The organism is Actinoplanes oryzae (assembly GCF_030757795.1).
Lineage (GTDB): Bacteria > Actinomycetota > Actinomycetes > Mycobacteriales > Micromonosporaceae > Actinoplanes.
Genome location: NZ_JAUQWH010000055.1, coordinates 33183 through 49200 on the forward strand (window position 1 = coordinate 33183; position 16018 = coordinate 49200).

Below are 16018 nucleotides of genomic sequence, written 5' to 3' on the forward strand. Positions count from 1 at the left end.
GAGCCTTCCGGGCCGCGTGCGCCTGGACGTGAGTAGCAGTACTCAGCCGGTGCTAGTTCGCGGCCCAGATCGTGCCCCGGCGCCGATCATGTTTGGGAGCGCTCCCGCCCGGGGTACATGCCGCGCCGCCACACCCCCACAGAATAGAGGCTCTCCGATGTCCATCCAGGGACTGTTCTACATCATCGCCGTCATCCTGCTCGTCCTCGCCGCGCTGCCGATCGGGACGCGGGGCATCTCGCTCGCGCTGCTCGGTGCCGCCTTCGCGCTGCTGGCCTACTCGTGGGACACCATCACCGCCTGACGTCCCGCGCGCTTCGCCGCACCGCCGGCCGCGCGGCTCTTGTCACCCACTGACCGTGCGGTTCTTGTCACCCACTGACCGTGCGGTTCTTCTCACCCGCTGACCGTGCGGCGGTAGACCACGAGCTGCCACGGCTCGAGGACCCACTTCTCCGGCGCCGGGGCGTTGGTCAGGACCAGTTCCTGCCACGCCCCGGCGTCCGGCACGTCGGCCGGCACGTGCTCCCCGGTGAAGTTGCCGATCACGAGCAGCTCGGTCGAACCGTGCCGCCGGGTGTACGCGTACAGGCGCTCGTCGGCCGGCATGAGCATCGTGAAGTCGCCGTACACGACGGCGGGCTCCTCGTGGCGCAGCGCGATCAGCCGGCGGTAGAAGTGGTAGACCGAGTCCGGGTCGGCGACCGCCGCGGCGGCGTTGATCTCCTTGTGGTTCGGGTTCACCGCGAGCCACGGGGTGCCCGTCGTGAAGCCGGCCTGCGCCGAGGAGTCCCACTGCATCGGCGTACGGGCGTTGTCGCGGCTGCGGGCCCGGAGCACGGTCAGCACGTCCTCGGGGGACCGGCCCTCGTGCTCGGTCGCCTGCGCGTAGTGCCCGAGCGCCTCGATGTCGCGGAAGTCGGCGATCGTGCCGAACGGATAGTTCGTCATGCCGAGCTCTTCGCCCTGGTAGACGTACGGGGTGCCGCGGTGCAGGTGCAGCACGCCGCCGAGCATCTTCGCCGAGCGCTCGCGCCACTCGGGCGAGTCGTCGCCGTAGCGGGAGACCACGCGCGGCTGGTCGTGGTTGTTCCAGTAGAGGCTGTTCCAGCCCTTCTCCTGCAGGCCGGCCTGCCAGCGGGCGAAGATGCCCTTGAGCTTGGTCAGCTGCAACGGGTAGAGCTGCCACGGGTCCGCGCCCCGGTCCACCCACACGTGGTCGAAGTTGAAGACCATGTCCACCTCACCCCGCGCGGGGTCGGTGTACTTCACCGCCTCCTCGACGGTCACGCCCGGCATCTCGCCGACGGTCAGCAGCGCCTCCCGGCCGGCGAAGACCTTCTGGTGCATCTCGTGCAGGAACTCGTGATTGCGCGGGCCGTGCATGTAGTGCGGGGCGCCCACGCCGTAGAGCGACCCGGGTGCGACGGCGCCGTCCGGCAGCGCCACGTCCTTGGAGATGTGGTCGATGACGTCCATCCGGAACCCGTCGACGCCGCGGTCGAGCCACCAGTTCATCATCTCGTACACCGCCTCGCGGACCGCCGGGTTCTCCCAGTTGAGGTCCGGCTGCTTGCGGCTGAACAGATGCAGGTAGTACTCGCCGGTCGCGGGGTCGAACTCCCACGCCGGGCCGCCGAAGACGGATCCCCAGTTGTTCGGCTCGGCGCCGGGCGTGCCGGGCTCAAAGCCCTCGCGTGCCGGGCGCCACCAGTACCAGTCGCGCTTGTCGCTCGTGCGCGACGAACGGCTCTCGACGAACCAGGGGTGCTCGTCGGACGAGTGGTTCACGACCAGGTCCATGATCAGTTTCATGCCGCGGTCGTGGACGCCGGCCAGCAGCTCGTCGAAGTCGGCCAGGGTGCCGAACACCGGCTCGATGTCCTGGTAGTCGCTGATGTCGTAGCCGTTGTCGTCCTGCGGCGACGGGTAGACCGGCGACAGCCACAGCACGTCGACGCCGAGCCCGGCGATGTGGTCGAGGTGGTCGATGATCCCGCGGAGATCCCCCATCCCGTCGCCGTCGGCATCCGCGAAGCTGCGCGGGTAGATCTGATAGACGACAGCACTGTGCCACCACGGGTTGTCCATGGTCCCTCTTTAACACGCAAACCACGGACGGAACACGCGTTCCGCTCGCATACTCAGGATCATGAAGGTCGCGCTGCTGGGACCGATCGCCTGGCGTACGCCTCCGGTGCACTACGGACCGTGGGAACTCGTCACGAGCCTGCTCGCCGAGGGGCTGACCGCGCGGGGCGTGGACGTGACCCTCTTCGCCACGCTCGACTCCGTCACGAAGGCCACGCTCGACGGTGTCGCGGTGCACGGCTACGAGGAGGATCCGGACCTCGACGGCCGCGTGTGGGAGGCGCTGCACGTGGCGTACGCGCTGGGCCGCTCGGCGGAGTTCGACCTCGTCCACAACCATCTCGACTGGTTGCCGCTGGCGTTCTCGGAGCACTGCGCGGCGCCGTTGCTGACGACGATCCACGGCTTCTCCGGGCGGAACATCCTGCCCGCGTACCGGCGGGCGCGGTCGGCGTACGTGTCGATCTCGGACGCCGACCGCAGCCACGACCTGGACTACCTCGGCACGATCTATCACGGGGTGGACGTGGAGACGCTGCCGTTCGCACCCGGCGGCGACGACCTGATCTGCTTCGGACGCATCCATCCGGACAAGGGCACGGATCTCGCCGTCGAGATCGCGCGGCGGGCCGGGCGGCGGCTGACGCTGTGCGGGATCGTGCAGGACGAGGCGTACTTCCGCGAGCGGGTCGAGCCGCACATCGACGGGGACCGGGTGGTCTACCTCGGATCCGTCGGGCCGGCCGACCGGGCGCGGATCCTCGGCAGCGGCGCCGCGCTGCTGCACCCGATCCGGTTCGCCGAGCCGTTCGGCCTTTCCGTCGTGGAGTCGATGATCTGCGGGACGCCCGTGGTGGCGTTCCGGAAGGGGTCCATGCCGGAGGTGGTCGACGAGGGCGTCACCGGGCGGCTGGCCGACGACGTGGACCAGGCGGTGGCGGCCGTCGAGACCATCGGGCAGCTCGATCGGGCGGCGTGCCGGGCCCACGCCCGCAGCCGTTTCTCGGCCGACCGGATGGTCGACGACTACCTGGCGATGTATCGCAAACTTCTCAGCCGATCGGCTTGATTTTGTTACCGTCGAATTAACCATTCGCGGCGATTCTCCGGAAAGGTTCCAATTCGTTCTTCCGCGCGCGCGGGGAGGCGGCCGCCTGATCAGAAAGGGCCCTGTCATGCCCGTGACCTACGGATTCCTGAGTACGTATCCGCCGACCCAATGCGGGTTGGCGACCTTCAATGCCGCGCTGGCCGGCCATTTGACGGGCGGGACGCCCGGCAGCGGCGTGGTCCGGCTGCTCTCGTCGGAGGCGGTCGACAACGGCGGCCTGGCGATCGACCACACCGCACCGCGCGTCGTGCACACCTGGCACACGGGTACGCCCGGCGGCTGGACCGCCGCCGCCAACGCCCTCAACCGCTTCGACGTGGCGATCGTGCAGCACGAGTACGGCATCTATCCCGGCCTCGACGGCGACGAGGTGCTGCCCCTGCTGCGCGCCGTGCGAGTCCCGAAGATCGTCGTCTTGCACACCGTGCTCACCACGCCGACGCCGTCCCAGCGCTCGGTGCTGGAACGCATCGTGGCCGCCGCCGACGCCGTCGTGACGATGACCGACACCGCACGGCAACGCCTCACCACCGGGTACGTGGTCGACCGGCGCAAAGTGACAGTGATCCCGCACGGCGCCGCGAGCCACACGAGCGTGCCGCGCGAACGCCACGACGTCCCGCACCTGCTCACGTGGGGGCTGCTCGGGCCGGGCAAGGGCATCGAGTGGGCGCTGCGCGCGCTGGCGCACCTGAGCGGCCCGGTCTACACGGTCGCCGGGCGCACGCATCCCAAGGTGCTCGAGCACCACGGCGACGTCTACCGCGACTCGCTCCAGGCCCTCGCCGCCGAGCTGGGCGTCGCGGACCGCGTGCGCTGGGAGGACGTCTATCTCGACGCGGCGTCGCTGAGCCGGCTGATCCGGTCCGCGGACGTGGTGGTGCTGCCGTACGACTCCACCGAGCAGGTCACCTCCGGCGTGCTGATCGAGGCCGTCGGCGCCGGCGTGCCCGTGGTGGCGACCGAGTTCCCGCACGCCGTCGAGCTGCTCGCCGACGGGCCGGGGATCCTCGTGCCGCACCAGGACCCGGCGGCCATGGCCGACGCGATCCGGCACCTGCTGCAGGCCCCGGACGTCGCCGGGCACCTCACCGGCCTGACCGGCGGACCGACGCTGCGCTGGCCCGCGGTCGCCCATCGCTACCAGAGCCTCGCCGCCGGCCTGCTCGCCGCCCGGACGCCCGCGGTCGCCGCGTCGGTGCCCGCATGAGCGTGACTCTGCGGCTCGTACCGCCGCCGCTGCAGTTGATCGACGCGCCCGAGCCGAACTGGGCGCACCTCGCCCGGCTCTCCGACGACACCGGGCTGCTCGAGCACGCCCGGCACGCCATCCCCCGCCGCGAGCACGGCTACTGCGTCGACGACGTCGCCCGGGGACTGCTCGTGGCGGCGCGCGAGGTGCAGCCGACCGCTCAGGTGACGGCCCTCGCCGAGCGGTGGCTCGCCTTCCTCACGCACGCGATGGCGCCGGACGGGCGGGTGCGCAACCGGCTCTCGTACGACCGGCGCTGGCTCGACGAACCGGGCACCGGCGACTGGTGGGGCCGGGCACTGCACGGACTGGGCACCGCCGCCGCCCGCAGCACCGTCCCGTGGATCCGGCGGGAGGCCCGTACGGCGTTCCTCATCGGCGCCCGGCAGCGCTCGCCGTGGCCGCGCGCGATGGCGTTCGCCGGGCTCGGCGCCGCCGCCCTGCTCCGCGCCGACCCTTCGTGCCGCGAGGCCGGACAGCTGCTGGCCGACGCGGCCACCGTGATCGGCCTGCCCGGCGGCGACCCGGAATGGGTGTGGCCCGAGCGCGAGCTGACCTACGCCAACCCGGCGCTCGCCGAGGTGCTGATTCACGCCGGCGACCTGCTCGGCGACGAGCCGCTGCTCTCCGACGGCCTGCGCATGCTGCGCTGGCTCTGCGAGATGCAGGAGCACGACGGCCACCTGTCGGCCGTCCCCGTCGGCGGGTGGCGGCCGGGCATCCCGAAGCACCGGTACGACCAGCAGCCGATCGAGGCGGCCACCACCGCCGACGCGTGCGCCACCGCGGCGGCCGTGACCGGCGACGACGCCTGGGACGCCCCGCTGTTCCAGGCCGTCGCGTGGTTCCTGGGCGACAACGACGGCGGATTTGTCATGTACGACCCCCTGACTGGTGGATGTCATGACGGTTTGACCCCGGATGGCCCTAATCTGAACCAAGGAGCCGAATCCACTCTCGCCCTCGTCGCCACCCTGCAGCACGCCCGCGCGTGGGCAGCCCGGCGCGGCGCGACCCGACCGTCAGGGGGACTGGCGTGACCGCAATCCTCGACCCGCATCAGGCCCAGACCTCCTCGCTCGCCCTGCGCCACGCGCTGACGATGCAGCCCGACGGGCGCCGCGTCGTCATCAAGCTGTTCCTGCCCGGCGAGGACGCGCAGTCCGGCCGCAACCGGGTGTCCAGCCTGATCGACCGCATCCTGCAGCTCGACGAGGACGAGATCGCCCGCCTGCTCGACGACGTGCTGTCCCGCTTCGCGGGGCGGCACCACGACCTGCTGACGACCTTCGCGCACCACTTCGATCTGGTGCACCACCGGGTGCCGCCGGACATCGAGCTGTCGCCGAACGCGCGGTCGCTGATCGGGGCGTACTTCAGCCACGAGTTCGCGGTCGAGGCGGCGGCCCTGTGCAACCCGTCGATGGTGCCGCACCCCGACCAGAGCGGACTCCAGCCGGGCCAGCTGCGGGTCGCCGTCAGCCTGCGCCAGATCGGCGAGGGGCACATCTCGTCCATCGGCTTCTGCTCCGCGGTCGTCGGGCCCGGCGAGCGCATCGAGCTCGAGGGGCGAGACGGGCCGCTGATGGTCGGCGAGCGTACGGGCGCCAAGCACCAGCGCGACCTCCTCGCCGCCGGCCTCGCCGAGCACGAGATCGAGACCGAGCTGTCCGCGACCGTGCTGTCGGCGCTGCCGGAGCGCTACTCCGACGACGAGTTCGAGGAGATCCTCGGCCACCTGCCCGGCGAGCTGCTGGCCCGGCCCACCACGGGCGAGACGCTGGCCGTCATGCGCGAGATCGTCGCCGCCGACTACGCCGTCGTCTTCCCCGTGACCGTGCCCCTGCACCAGCGGGTGCTGTGGCCGGCCGCGCCCGCCGAGAGCAACGGCATGGAGGACGCGCGCTTCGTGCAGGTCGTCGAGGAGGACGGCCGCATGTCGTACGCGGCGACCTACACCGCCTACGACGGCCGGCAGATCGGCGGCCGCATGCTCCAGACCCGCGACCTGCGCCACTTCGAGGTCACCGCGCTGCGCGGGCCGGCCGCCCGGAACAAGGGCATGGCGCTCTTCCCGCGGCCGGTGCACGGCCGGCACCTGGCGCTGTGCCGCTCCGACGGCGAGACGCTCGGGCTCAGCGAGCGCGACGAGTCCAACCGCTGGCAGGAGGCCGTCCCGCTGCTCATGCCGCACCGGGGCTGGGACCTCATCCAGGTCGGCAACTGCGGCTCCCCGGTGGAGACGCCGGCCGGCTGGCTCGTCCTCACCCACGGCGTCGGGCCCATGCGCCGCTACGCCATCGGCGCGATGCTGCTCGACCTCGACCACCCCGAGCGGGTCATCGCCGACCTGCCGAGCGGCCTGCTCGAGCCGGACGAGATCGAGCGCGAGGGGTACGTCCCGAACGTCGTCTACTCCTGCGGCGGCCTCATCCACGACGGCCGCTTCTGGCTCCCCTACGGCGCCAGCGACGTCCGCGTCGGCTTCGCCAGCATCAGCATGGAGGTCCTGCTCGGCGCCATGGTCCCCGTGGCCTGAGCCGTCGCCGCCGGCCGGGCACCCGGGCCGGGACGACGAACGGCCGGCGCGGTGCTTCGTGCTCGACGCGGCCGCGGCCGGACGGACGCACCGGGGCGGCCAGCACGAGCGTGCACGGCAGGCACCGCCGGACCGCGGTGCCTCACTCGGCGTCGCGGATCAGGATGGCGACCTGGACCCGGTTGGTGAGGTCGAGCTTGGTCAGGATCCGCGACACGTAGGACTTCACCGTCGCCGTGCTCATCCGCAGGGCCGCGCCGATCTCCTGGTTGGTGCGGCCCTGCGCCACGAGCCCGGGCACCGGCGCGCTGCCCTCCGGCGTGACGAGGGTGTACGCCGCCCGGCCGCGCCCGTCCACGGTCACGTCCTCGGCGCGTACCGTCGCGTCGGCCGACTCGCCCGTGAGCACGACGCGCGCCTTGGTGCGCGGAAACATGCCGGCGACCAGCGGATCGTCGGCGTTGAGGACGGCCAGGCCCTCGACCGGCAGCCCCTCGACCAGCTCGCCCTTCGCCTTGGCGGTGCCCTCGACCGAGCCGAACTTGCCGATGTGCGCGGCGCCGACGTTGAGCACCACGCCGATCCGCGGGTGGGCGATGCCGGTCAGGTAGGCGATGTGGCCGACCGCCCGCGCGCCCATCTCCAGCACCAGGAAGCGCGTGCCGGTGGTGGCCTTCAGCACGGTGTACGGGAACCCGAGCTCGTTGTTCAGCGACCCGGCCGGCGCCACGGTCGGCCCCAGCTTCGCCAGCAGCTGCCCGACGTAGTCCTTGGTCGTCGTCTTGCCCGACGAGCCCGTGAGCCCGACGACGGTCAGCTCGGGCAGCCGCTCGACGACCGTCGCCGCGAGCTTGGCCAGCGCCTCGAGCGGCTCGGCAACGACCACGCCGGGCTGGCCGACGTCGCGCGTCCCGAGGTAACCGGCGGCGCCCGCCGCCACGGCACCGGCGACGAAGTCGTGGCCGTCGACGCGCTCGCCGGCGAACGCCACGAACAGGCCGCCGGGCTCCAGCAGCCGCGTGTCGTACTCGACGGGGCCGGTCACCGTGGCGTCCGGGCCGGCGTTGACCAGCGTCCCGCCGGTGATCGTGGCGATCTCCGCCAGCGTCATCCGGATCACTGCGTTCCTCCCAAGCTCGCGGTCAGGGCCGCGGCCAGCTCGATGCGGTCGTCGAACGGCAGCACCTCGCCGTTCACCTCCTGGCCCCGCTCGTGTCCCTTGCCGAGGACGGCCACGACGTCGCCGGGGCCGGCCAGCCGTACCGCCTCGTCGATGGCGGCCCGGCGGCCCGCCACCTCGATGATCTTCGCCGGCGCGCCGGCCTCCTCCGCTCCCCGCCGGACCGCGGCGCGCACGGCCGCCGGGTCCTCGGTGCGCGGGTTGTCGTCGGTCACCACGACCACGTCGGAGCCCCGCGCCGCGGCGGCACCCATCAGCGGGCGCTTGCCCCGGTCGCGATCGCCGCCCGCGCCGATGACGCAGACCAGGCTGCCGCCGCGGGCCGTCGCCAGCTCGCGCAGCGCGGCCAGGGCGGCCACGATCGCGTCGGGCTTGTGCGCGTAGTCCACGACGCCGAGCACCTCGCCGGGGGCGTCGACGCGCTCGAGCCGGCCGGGCACGCCCGGGCACGCCGCGATGCCGTCGGCGGCCACCTGCGGGTCGATCCCGGCGGCGACGAGACTGGCGAGGGCCAGCAGGGCGTTCGCCACGTTGTGCAGACCCGGAAGAGCCACCCCCGCGCGTACGGCGCCGGCCGGCCCGTGCGCGGTGAAGCGCTGCCCCGCACCGTCCACCGTGACGTCCGACGCGGACCAGGTGGCCGACCTGTCGCCGGCCGCCGAGTAGCTGATCGTGGCCGGCTTGAAGAGCGGCCGCAGCGCGGCGTCGTCGGCGTTGAGCACCTCGAAGCGGCAGCGGCCGTCGAAGAGGCGCGCCTTGGCGGCGAAGTACTCGGCCGAGTCGGCGTGGAAGTCGAGGTGGTCCTGGCCGAAGTTGGTGTAGCCGCCGACCGTGAACCGCACGCCGCCGACCCGGCCCATGACCAGCGCGTGGCTGGACACCTCCATGACCACGGCGGTGACGCCCTGCTCCACGGCGGCGGCGAGGATCGCGTGCAGGTCGGTCGCCTCGGGCGTGGTGCGCGAGCTCTTGACCACCGTGTCGCCGATGCGGGTCTCCACCGTGCCGATCAGCCCGGTGGTCAGGCCCGCGGCGCGCAGGCCGGACTCGACGAGGTACGCCGTGGAGGTCTTGCCCGCGGTCCCGGTGAGGCCGATGATCGTCAGCCGCCCGGCCGGGTCGCCGTAGACCGCCGAGGCGATCACACCGAGTGACTCCCGGGGGTCGTCCACCACGACGACGGGCACCCCGGCGGCGGCCGCGAGCTCGCGCCCGCCGGGGTCGGTCAGGACGGCCACGGCACCGGCCGCGACGGCCGCGGCGGCGAACTCCGCGCCGTGCCGCCGGGCACCCGGCAGGGCGGCGTAGAGATCGCCGGAGCGGACCTCGCCACTGGCGTGCGTCACGCCGGTGACCTGGGCGTCCGGGCCGGACACGGCGGCGTCGACCAGACGCGCCAGGTCGGTCAGCCGGGACGGCCGGACAGTCTGGGGACGGGGAATGCCGGACACGGCGTCAGACCCTACCCGGTCACAGACTTCTGGTTGCGAACGCCATACGGGACGGCTATTTCATCCAGTCGAACTTCGGCGCAGGGGTACTGGACGGTGGCACATGGTATTGGGTGAGGGTCGCAGCCATCATCTTGCTGAACGCCGGGGCCGCCACGTCGCCGCCCGTCGTCCCCTGCGGCACGTCGGCGAAGACCGCGACGACGTACCTCGGGTTCTCGGCCGGCGCCATGCCGATGAACGAGCTGGCGTTGTGGTTGGTGTACTGGCCCTCGATCGGCTTGTTGCCGGTGCCGGTCTTGCCCGCGACCCGGTAGCCGGCGACCGCGGCCTGGGTGCCGGTCGCGTGCTCGGCGCCGACGACCGACTCCATCATCTCGCGCAGGTCCTTCGAGGTCGACGCGCTGAGCACCCGGTGCGTCTCCGGCGGGTCCGCCGGGGTCACGGTGCCGTCCTTGCCGGAGATGGTCGCCTTGATGAGGTGCGGCTGGATGTAGACGCCGTCGTTGGCGATCGCCGCGTACCCGGCGGCCATCTGGATGAGGGTGGCGCTCACGCTGTACCCGATCGGCACGGAGCCCCAGGACGAGCCGCTCCAGTCCTCCGGCGCGAGCAGCTGGCCCGACGCCTCGCCCGGCATGCCCTCGTTGGTCGGCCGGCCCAGCCCGAACTTCTGCTGGTACTCGTAGAGCTTGTCCTTGCCCAGCAGCTTGCCGATCCCGATCGTGCCGACGTTCGACGAGTACGCGAGCACCTGGCTCACCGGGATCTTCGAGCCGGTGGCGAACGTGTGTTCGTCGGGGAACCACGTGCCGCCCACCTTCACCCCCGGGGCGACGGTCACGGTGGAGTCCTTGGTGATCAGGCCCTCCTCCATGGCCGCCCCGATGACGAACGCCTTGTGCGTCGACCCGGGGTCCGAGACCATGTTGGTCGCGGCGTCCACGCGGTCCTTCGAGTCGTAGTCGAGGGCCTTCTGCGCGTTGTAGGTCGGATAGCTGGCCTGCGCCTTGACCTCGCCGGTGCGGATGTCGATGACGACCGCGCCGCCCACCGTGGCCTTCTTCTCCTCCATGTACTCCTGGAGGTAGCGCTGCACCTGGAACTGCAGGTCGCTGTTGATCGTCAGCTGCAGCGACGAGCCGGGCTTCGCGGCGGTCTCCCGGCGGTAGCCGCCCGGGATCTCCTTGGCGAGGTCGCCGTTGCCGACCTCGTAGACCTTCTCGCCGTCGGTGCCCTTCAGCAGGTCGTCGTAGCGCGCCTCGAGACCCTCCAGGCCGGTGTGGTTGTCGCCGGTGAAGCCGATGAGGTTCGCGGCCAGGTCGGCGCCGGGCACCACGCGCACCTCGTCGCGGCCCGAGCCGATGCCGTCCAGGTCGAGCCGGCGGATCTGGTCGGCGGTCGCCACGTCCACGCCGCGCGCCAGGTACTCGAAGCGGGACGGGCCGCCGCCGGGGCGCTTCTTCTTCTGCATCAGGCTGGCCAGCTTGGACTGCGGCACGCCGAGCAGCGGCGACAGCTTCGCCGCGGTGGCGGCCGGGTCGCCGATCATCTCCGGGTCGCCGTAGATGTAGCGGGCCTCCACGCTGTGCGCGAGCTCCGCGCCGTTCTCGTCGAGGATGCTGCCGCGCGGGGCGGGCAGCACAACCTCGGTGAGCCGCTGGCTGCGCTGCTTCTCCAGGCTCTGCGCCTGCGCCGGCGAGTCGGCCACCTGCAGGACGATCAGCCGTACGCCGATCGCGGCGAAGAGCGTCAGCGCCAGCACGGTGCCCAGGCGCAGTCGGCGCGTGCTGTTCGCGAGCTTCGGCGGCTCGGGCGGCGCCGCCGGGACGGGCCGGCGCGTGGTCTTGGACACGGTGCGAGCCGGAGCCCCGCCGCGGCGCGGGCTGGCCGGGGCCCCGCCGCGGCGCGGGTTGGCGGTGGCGCGGGTGCGGCCGCCCCCCGCGGTCGCGCGCGTCGCCTCGGCACGGCCGGTCCGGGCCTCCGTACGTCCGGAGCGGGTCTCGCCCCGGGCGGGCCGGGCCTCCGTCCGGCTCGGCCGCGCCTCGGTACGGCCGGAGCGCGCCTCGGTGCGGCCGGAGCGCGCCTCGGTGCGGCCGGTGCGGGGCTGGCGCTCGCGCTCCGGCTGCTGGGCGCGTACGCGGGTGCCCCTGCCCCGCTCCTGCGGCTCCTCGTCGCGCTGGCGTGGCGGCGGGGTGTCCTCGCCGCGGCGGCGGTCCCGTGCCGACCGGCCGCCGTCCAGCACCTGCAGGGCCGGGCGGAACGGGTCGTTCGTGCGCCCGGCCCGCGGGGACCGGGTGCGCTGGTCGCCGTCGCGCACCGTGCGTCCACGCGGCGTGTAGGCCCGCGCCTCGCCGATGCCCCCGAAGCCGCGCCCGCTCTCCCGGCCCTCGTCTGACGAAGCGCCGCGCCGGGGCTCCCGGCCCCGGCGCGGCGGCTCGTCGTCGCGCGGCGTCATCGCGTTACTCGCCCGCGGCCGGCGTCGCGGGCGCCTCGGACGGCGGCTGCTGCGCCGTCACGGCCGGCTCCCCGCTGCCCGGCTTCGGCATGCCGAAGACCTTGCCGTCCGGCAGCCGGATCCAGGCCGGCGAGTTCGCCTTGACCAGGCCCAGCCGGCGGGCGGCCGCGTCGAGGCTGCCCGGCATCTCGTTGGCCGCGATCTGGTTCTCCAGCGTCTGCTGCCGCGCGTCGAGCGCGTCCTGCTGCTTCTGCAGGGTGTCCAGCTTGAACGAGTTCTCGGCCGTCTTCGTGTTGATCAGCAGGATGCCCAGCACGCCGGCCACCACGACCGCCACCACCAGCGCGATGAACGGCGCCCGCGGCGCGTTGATCGGCACCGGCGGCGCCACCCGCAGGCGTGGTCCCGCGGCCGCCTCGCGCGGCTGCACCCCGGGCTTCAGTGCCGTGGCCCCCTGCACCGGGAAGTACTTGCTGCCCCTGCCCGGCTTGCGCCGGTCGTCCCCCTGGCTCGCGGTCCGGCCCCCCGACCGCGCTGCCTGCATACGCTCGCTCAACTACCCCTCCCCCTTCTTCCGTGCCCCCGGGCGTCGCCGCCCTTGTCCCCCCTGTGCCGACAGCCGGGCCCGCTCGCGTCCGGTCCCCGCTGCCGGGTCGTGCTCGTCCAGCCGTTCCGCCGCCCGCAGCTTCACCGAGGCCGCGCGCGGGTTCTCCGCCACTTCCTGCTCCGTCGGCGGCTCCGACCCCCTCGTCAGGAGCCGCACCGTCGGACCGGTGCCGGGCAGCTCGACCGGCAGGTCGATCGGCCCCGTGCTGCGCGCCCTCTCGGCCAGGGCACGCTTGACGATCCGGTCCTCCAAGGAGTGATACGACAGCACCGCAAGGCGCCCCTTCGGCGCCAGCAGTTCCAAAGCGGACGGCAGAACGTTCTCGAGGGCGGCGAGTTCGCCATTTACCTCAATACGTAGCGCCTGAAACGTTCTTTTCGCGGGATTTCCACCCGTTCGCCGCGCGGCGGCCGGGATCGCGTCCCGGACCAGGTCGGCGAGGCGTGCCGAGGAGACGATCCGGGCCTTCGCCCGCTCCCGCACGATCGCCGAGACGACCCGCTGCGCGAACTTCTCCTCGCCGTAGACCCGCAGGATCCGGACGAGCTCCCCCGGCTCGTAGCCGTTGACGACCTCCTCCGCGGTGATGCCGCGGGACTGGTCCATCCGCATGTCGAGCGGGGCGTCCTTCGCGTACGCGAAACCGCGGTCCGCCTCGTCGAGCTGCAACGAGGACACTCCGAGGTCGAGCAGTCCGCTGTGGAACGCCGGCAGCTCCAGCCGCTCGAGCACCTCGGGCAGCTCGTCGAAGACGGCGTGCACGAGATGGATCCGGTCGGCGAAGCGGGCGAGCCGGTGCCGCGCGTGGGCCAGCGCCTCGGTGTCGCGGTCCAGCCCCACGAGCGTCACGCCCGGGTGCCGCTCCAGCACCGCCTCGGCGTGCCCGCCCAGGCCCAGCGTGAAGTCGACGTGCACCGCGCCGCTGCGGTCGAGCGCCGGAGCCAGGATCTCCAGGCAACGCTCGAGCAGCACCGGCACGTGCGTGCCGCGCAGCTCCCCCATGTCGACCCCCATCGCACCGCTCTTCCTCGCGTGGTGCCACCCGTGCTCTGTCGAGCGTGCGCCGGCCGTCCTCCGTACCGCCAGATCCCCATCCGCTCATGCCCGGTGCCGTTCGGGCTGGACACGCGCCTGGCGCCGGGGAAGAGGCGCCAGGAGCGGGAGCGGCTGGAGATCTGGTGGTAGGGCAACGACGACCGGACTCTCCGCCGGCGGTGGCCACGCCTACAGTCCGCCGGGCAGCACCCCCTCCTCGATGTCGGCGAACTCGTCCTCGCTCGCCGAGAGGTACTGCTCCCAGGACTGCTTGTCCCAGATCTCCACCCGCGTGCTCGCCCCGATCACCACGAGCTCGCGGTCGAGTGCCGCGTAGTCCCGCAGGTGGACCGGAATCGTGACCCGGCCCTGCCGGTCCGGGATCTCGTCGTGCGCGCTGGCGAAGAACACCCGGCTGTAGGCCCGGGCGGCCTTGTTGGTGACCGGTGCCGTCTGCAACTGCTCCGCGATCCGCTGGAACTCGGCCATCGGGAACACGTAGAGACAGCGCTCCTGCCCTTTGGTGATCACGACACCTCCCGCCAGCTCGTCCCGGAACTTCGCCGGGAGGATCAGCCGGCCCTTGTCGTCCAGGCGCGGGGTGTGCGTGCCGAGGAACATCGGCAAACCCCCCTGCCCAGTGGCGGTATCGCGGTCCGCCGGTTCGCTCGGGCCGGCAGGTCCGAACCGGCCCTGCCACTGGGCACCACTTTACTCCACTTCCCTCCACCCGCAACCGGAAACGGCCCTTCCGCGAGCCGGATTCGCGGATGAAACAGCACGTCAGAAAGGGTGGGCCCGGGGTGGAGGGTTTTGGCCGTCCCCGCGTGGTCCGCTTTCCGACACGGGGCGGCCACCGAGGCCGAAACGCCCACAAAAGGGGTATATCGCGGGCACGGAAGGGCAGCCGGGGAGGGAAGTGGAGGAAAAAGCGAAGCCCGGGTGGAGCGAAGTGGTGGCCCCTTTGGCAACCCCGGGACGACGCAAGATCTCTCACATGGGAACCTCTTGCACCGCGCGCCCCGAGCCCCCCGCGCCGTGCGCCCTCCCGGCCGCGCGCTCCGCCACAGCGCGCCACACGACGGCGCGCTTCACCACGGCACGCCTCACGACGGCACGCTCTACCACGGCACGCCTCACGACGGCACGCTTCACCGCGGCACGAGGCTGCGGCAGCGCGGGTCCTCGCCGCGCGGGGTCCGCCGCCTTGCGAATTCCATCGCCGCGGGTCCGCCGCCGCGCGCAGTTCGCCACCCCGCGGAATTCGCCGCGCGCAGTCCACCGCCCCGCGCAGCCCATCGCCGCGCGAAGTCCACCGCCCCGCGCAGCCCATCGCCGCGCGAAGTCCACCGCCGCGCGAAGTCCATCGCCACGCGGGGTTCGCCGCCGCGCGGGGTTCGCCGGGGCGAGACGACAGTGAGGCGTGACCCGCGTCGGGTCACGCCTCACTGAACTGTCGTACTGCTTTACTGCACCACTGTCGTACAGCCTTGCCTCACCGCGTGCCGGTCGGCGCCGGCGGCGGTGGTGCCGGTCCTGCCGGGAGCTGCGTCAGGCCGCCAGGCGGCGTACGACGTAGTTGCTGCTCCAGATCTTGTGCTTGCCGACCCGGGCGCCCGAGTGGGGCGAGTCGTAGATGTAGCCGCCACCCGCGTAGATGCCCGCGTGGTAGCCGTACGACCCGGAGCGGAAGATGATCAGGTCGCCGACCTTCTTGTTCGACTTGCTGACCGCCTTGCCGTACTTCTGCTGCGAGTTCGCCTTGTGCGGCAGGCTCTTGCCGGCCGCCTTCTTGTAGACGTACTTGGTGAAGCCCGAGCAGTCGAAGCGCTTGGGGCCCGCGGCGCCGTACTTGTAGAGCGCGCCCTTGTGCTTCTTGGCCTCGGCGAGGATCTTCGCGCCGCTGGCCTTGACGGTGATCTTGGCCGACTTGGCCGCGACCGCGGTGTAGGAGCCGGTGCCCGTGTAGTAGGTGCGGTACCACCCGGTCTTGCCCGGCTTGGTGGTGAAAGTGACCGTGCCGGTCGTGGTGCGCTTGGTCTGCCAGGTCTTCCACTTGCCGTTGACCTTGGACTGCAGGCGCACCGAGCCCGACTGGACCTTCTTGCCGGTCTTCGGGTTGATCAGCTTGGCGGTCACCTTGACGGTCTTGCCCCAGGCCACGCTCTTCTTGCTGAACGAGTTGGTGATCTTGGGCTTGACCTTCGCCGCGGCGGCCGCCTTGACCACCGGAGCGGCGGTCACAGCGGTGGCGGCGGACGCTGCCTGCGGCGCGATCAGCTGACCGGCGCAGA

General features: G+C 72.4%; 13 protein-coding genes and 1 pseudogene. 5 read left to right on the forward strand and 9 right to left on the reverse strand.

Going from position 1 to position 16018, the window contains the following annotated elements; genetic code table 11:
- Positions 1-157 precede the first annotated feature (157 nt).
- Positions 158-304, forward strand: a complete 147-nt coding sequence (locus tag RBH18_RS19550; RefSeq protein ID WP_203839018.1) for a hypothetical protein — start codon at positions 158-160, stop codon at positions 302-304.
- Positions 305-396: 92 nt separating this feature from the next.
- On the opposite strand, the gene RBH18_RS19555 is transcribed toward RBH18_RS19550, so the two are convergent.
- On the reverse strand, positions 397-2091 hold the full coding sequence (locus RBH18_RS19555) for an alpha-glucosidase (RefSeq protein ID WP_306209810.1): 1695 nt from the start codon (positions 2089-2091) through the stop codon (positions 397-399).
- 61 nt (positions 2092-2152) lie between these two features.
- On the opposite strand from RBH18_RS19555, the gene RBH18_RS19560 reads away from it, so the two are divergent.
- The 4 genes from RBH18_RS19560 (at position 2153) to RBH18_RS19575 (ending at position 6993) form a co-directional block, all read left to right on the forward strand.
- Positions 2153-3160 carry a glycosyltransferase family 4 protein gene (locus RBH18_RS19560; protein WP_306209812.1) on the forward strand — a complete coding sequence of 336 codons (1008 nt, stop codon included), beginning with the start codon at positions 2153-2155 and terminating at the stop codon, positions 3158-3160.
- A gap of 106 nt (positions 3161-3266) precedes the next feature.
- Positions 3267-4412 carry a glycosyltransferase gene (locus RBH18_RS19565; RefSeq protein WP_306209814.1) on the forward strand — a complete coding sequence of 382 codons (1146 nt, stop codon included), beginning with the start codon at positions 3267-3269 and terminating at the stop codon, positions 4410-4412.
- A complete protein-coding gene (locus RBH18_RS19570; protein WP_306209816.1) occupies positions 4409-5494 on the forward strand; it encodes a glycosyltransferase in 1086 nt (361 codons plus the stop codon). Before RBH18_RS19565 ends, RBH18_RS19570 begins: the two co-directional genes overlap by 4 nt.
- Entirely contained in the window at positions 5491-6993 is a 1503-nt protein-coding gene (locus tag RBH18_RS19575; RefSeq protein ID WP_306209818.1) for a glycoside hydrolase family 130 protein, read from the forward strand. Before RBH18_RS19570 ends, RBH18_RS19575 begins: the two co-directional genes overlap by 4 nt.
- A 142-nt stretch (positions 6994-7135) precedes the next feature.
- On the opposite strand, the gene RBH18_RS44140 is transcribed toward RBH18_RS19575, so the two are convergent.
- From RBH18_RS44140 to RBH18_RS19615, 8 genes and pseudogenes are all read right to left on the reverse strand, one after another.
- The gene (locus tag RBH18_RS44140) at positions 7136-7237 is read right to left on the reverse strand and encodes a LuxR C-terminal-related transcriptional regulator (RefSeq protein WP_372338945.1); all 102 of its coding nucleotides are present in this window, start codon (positions 7235-7237) and stop codon (positions 7136-7138) included.
- 6 nt (positions 7238-7243) lie between these two features.
- A pseudogene (locus RBH18_RS19585) lies at positions 7244-8113 on the reverse strand (UDP-N-acetylmuramoyl-tripeptide--D-alanyl-D-alanine ligase); the annotation flags it as partial.
- Entirely contained in the window at positions 8110-9624 is a 1515-nt protein-coding gene (locus tag RBH18_RS19590; protein WP_306209820.1) for a UDP-N-acetylmuramoyl-L-alanyl-D-glutamate--2,6-diaminopimelate ligase, read from the reverse strand. The gene RBH18_RS19590 and the pseudogene RBH18_RS19585, both read right to left, overlap by 4 nt.
- A 55-nt stretch (positions 9625-9679) precedes the next feature.
- Positions 9680-12082 (reverse strand): penicillin-binding transpeptidase domain-containing protein, encoded by a 2403-nt coding sequence (locus RBH18_RS19595; protein WP_306209822.1) that lies wholly within the window; start codon positions 12080-12082, stop codon positions 9680-9682.
- A gap of 4 nt (positions 12083-12086) precedes the next feature.
- Entirely contained in the window at positions 12087-12626 is a 540-nt protein-coding gene (locus RBH18_RS19600; RefSeq protein ID WP_372338946.1) for a hypothetical protein, read from the reverse strand.
- 12 nt (positions 12627-12638) lie between these two features.
- The gene (rsmH, locus tag RBH18_RS19605; RefSeq protein ID WP_306209839.1) at positions 12639-13691 is read right to left on the reverse strand and encodes a 16S rRNA (cytosine(1402)-N(4))-methyltransferase RsmH; all 1053 of its coding nucleotides are present in this window, start codon (positions 13689-13691) and stop codon (positions 12639-12641) included.
- Between the two features lie 222 nt (positions 13692-13913).
- The gene (mraZ, locus tag RBH18_RS19610) at positions 13914-14345 is read right to left on the reverse strand and encodes a division/cell wall cluster transcriptional repressor MraZ (protein WP_305786326.1); all 432 of its coding nucleotides are present in this window, start codon (positions 14343-14345) and stop codon (positions 13914-13916) included.
- A 930-nt stretch (positions 14346-15275) separates the two neighbouring features.
- Positions 15276-16018, reverse strand: a 743-nt coding sequence (locus RBH18_RS19615; protein WP_306209828.1) for a C40 family peptidase, incomplete at its 5' end; no start/stop codon positions are given.

Excerpts from the sequence above, each read along its gene's own strand:
- RBH18_RS19550 (WP_203839018.1), top strand. The coding sequence starts at position 158 with ATGTCCATCCAGGGACTGTTCTACATCATCGCCGTCATCCTGCTCGTC.
- RBH18_RS19555 (WP_306209810.1), bottom strand. The coding sequence starts at position 2,091 with ATGGACAACCCGTGGTGGCACAGTGCTGTCGTCTATCAGATCTACCCG.
- RBH18_RS19560 (WP_306209812.1), top strand. The coding sequence starts at position 2,153 with ATGAAGGTCGCGCTGCTGGGACCGATCGCCTGGCGTACGCCTCCGGTG.
- RBH18_RS19565 (WP_306209814.1), top strand. The coding sequence starts at position 3,267 with ATGCCCGTGACCTACGGATTCCTGAGTACGTATCCGCCGACCCAATGC.
- RBH18_RS19570 (WP_306209816.1), top strand. The coding sequence starts at position 4,409 with ATGAGCGTGACTCTGCGGCTCGTACCGCCGCCGCTGCAGTTGATCGAC.
- RBH18_RS44140 (WP_372338945.1), bottom strand. The coding sequence starts at position 7,237 with ATGAGCACGGCGACGGTGAAGTCCTACGTGTCGCGGATCCTGACCAAG.
- RBH18_RS19595 (WP_306209822.1), bottom strand. The coding sequence starts at position 12,082 with ATGACGCCGCGCGACGACGAGCCGCCGCGCCGGGGCCGGGAGCCCCGG.
- RBH18_RS19600 (WP_372338946.1), bottom strand. The coding sequence starts at position 12,626 with ATGCAGGCAGCGCGGTCGGGGGGCCGGACCGCGAGCCAGGGGGACGAC.
- rsmH (WP_306209839.1), bottom strand. The coding sequence starts at position 13,691 with ATGGGGGAGCTGCGCGGCACGCACGTGCCGGTGCTGCTCGAGCGTTGC.
- mraZ (WP_305786326.1), bottom strand. The coding sequence starts at position 14,345 with ATGTTCCTCGGCACGCACACCCCGCGCCTGGACGACAAGGGCCGGCTG.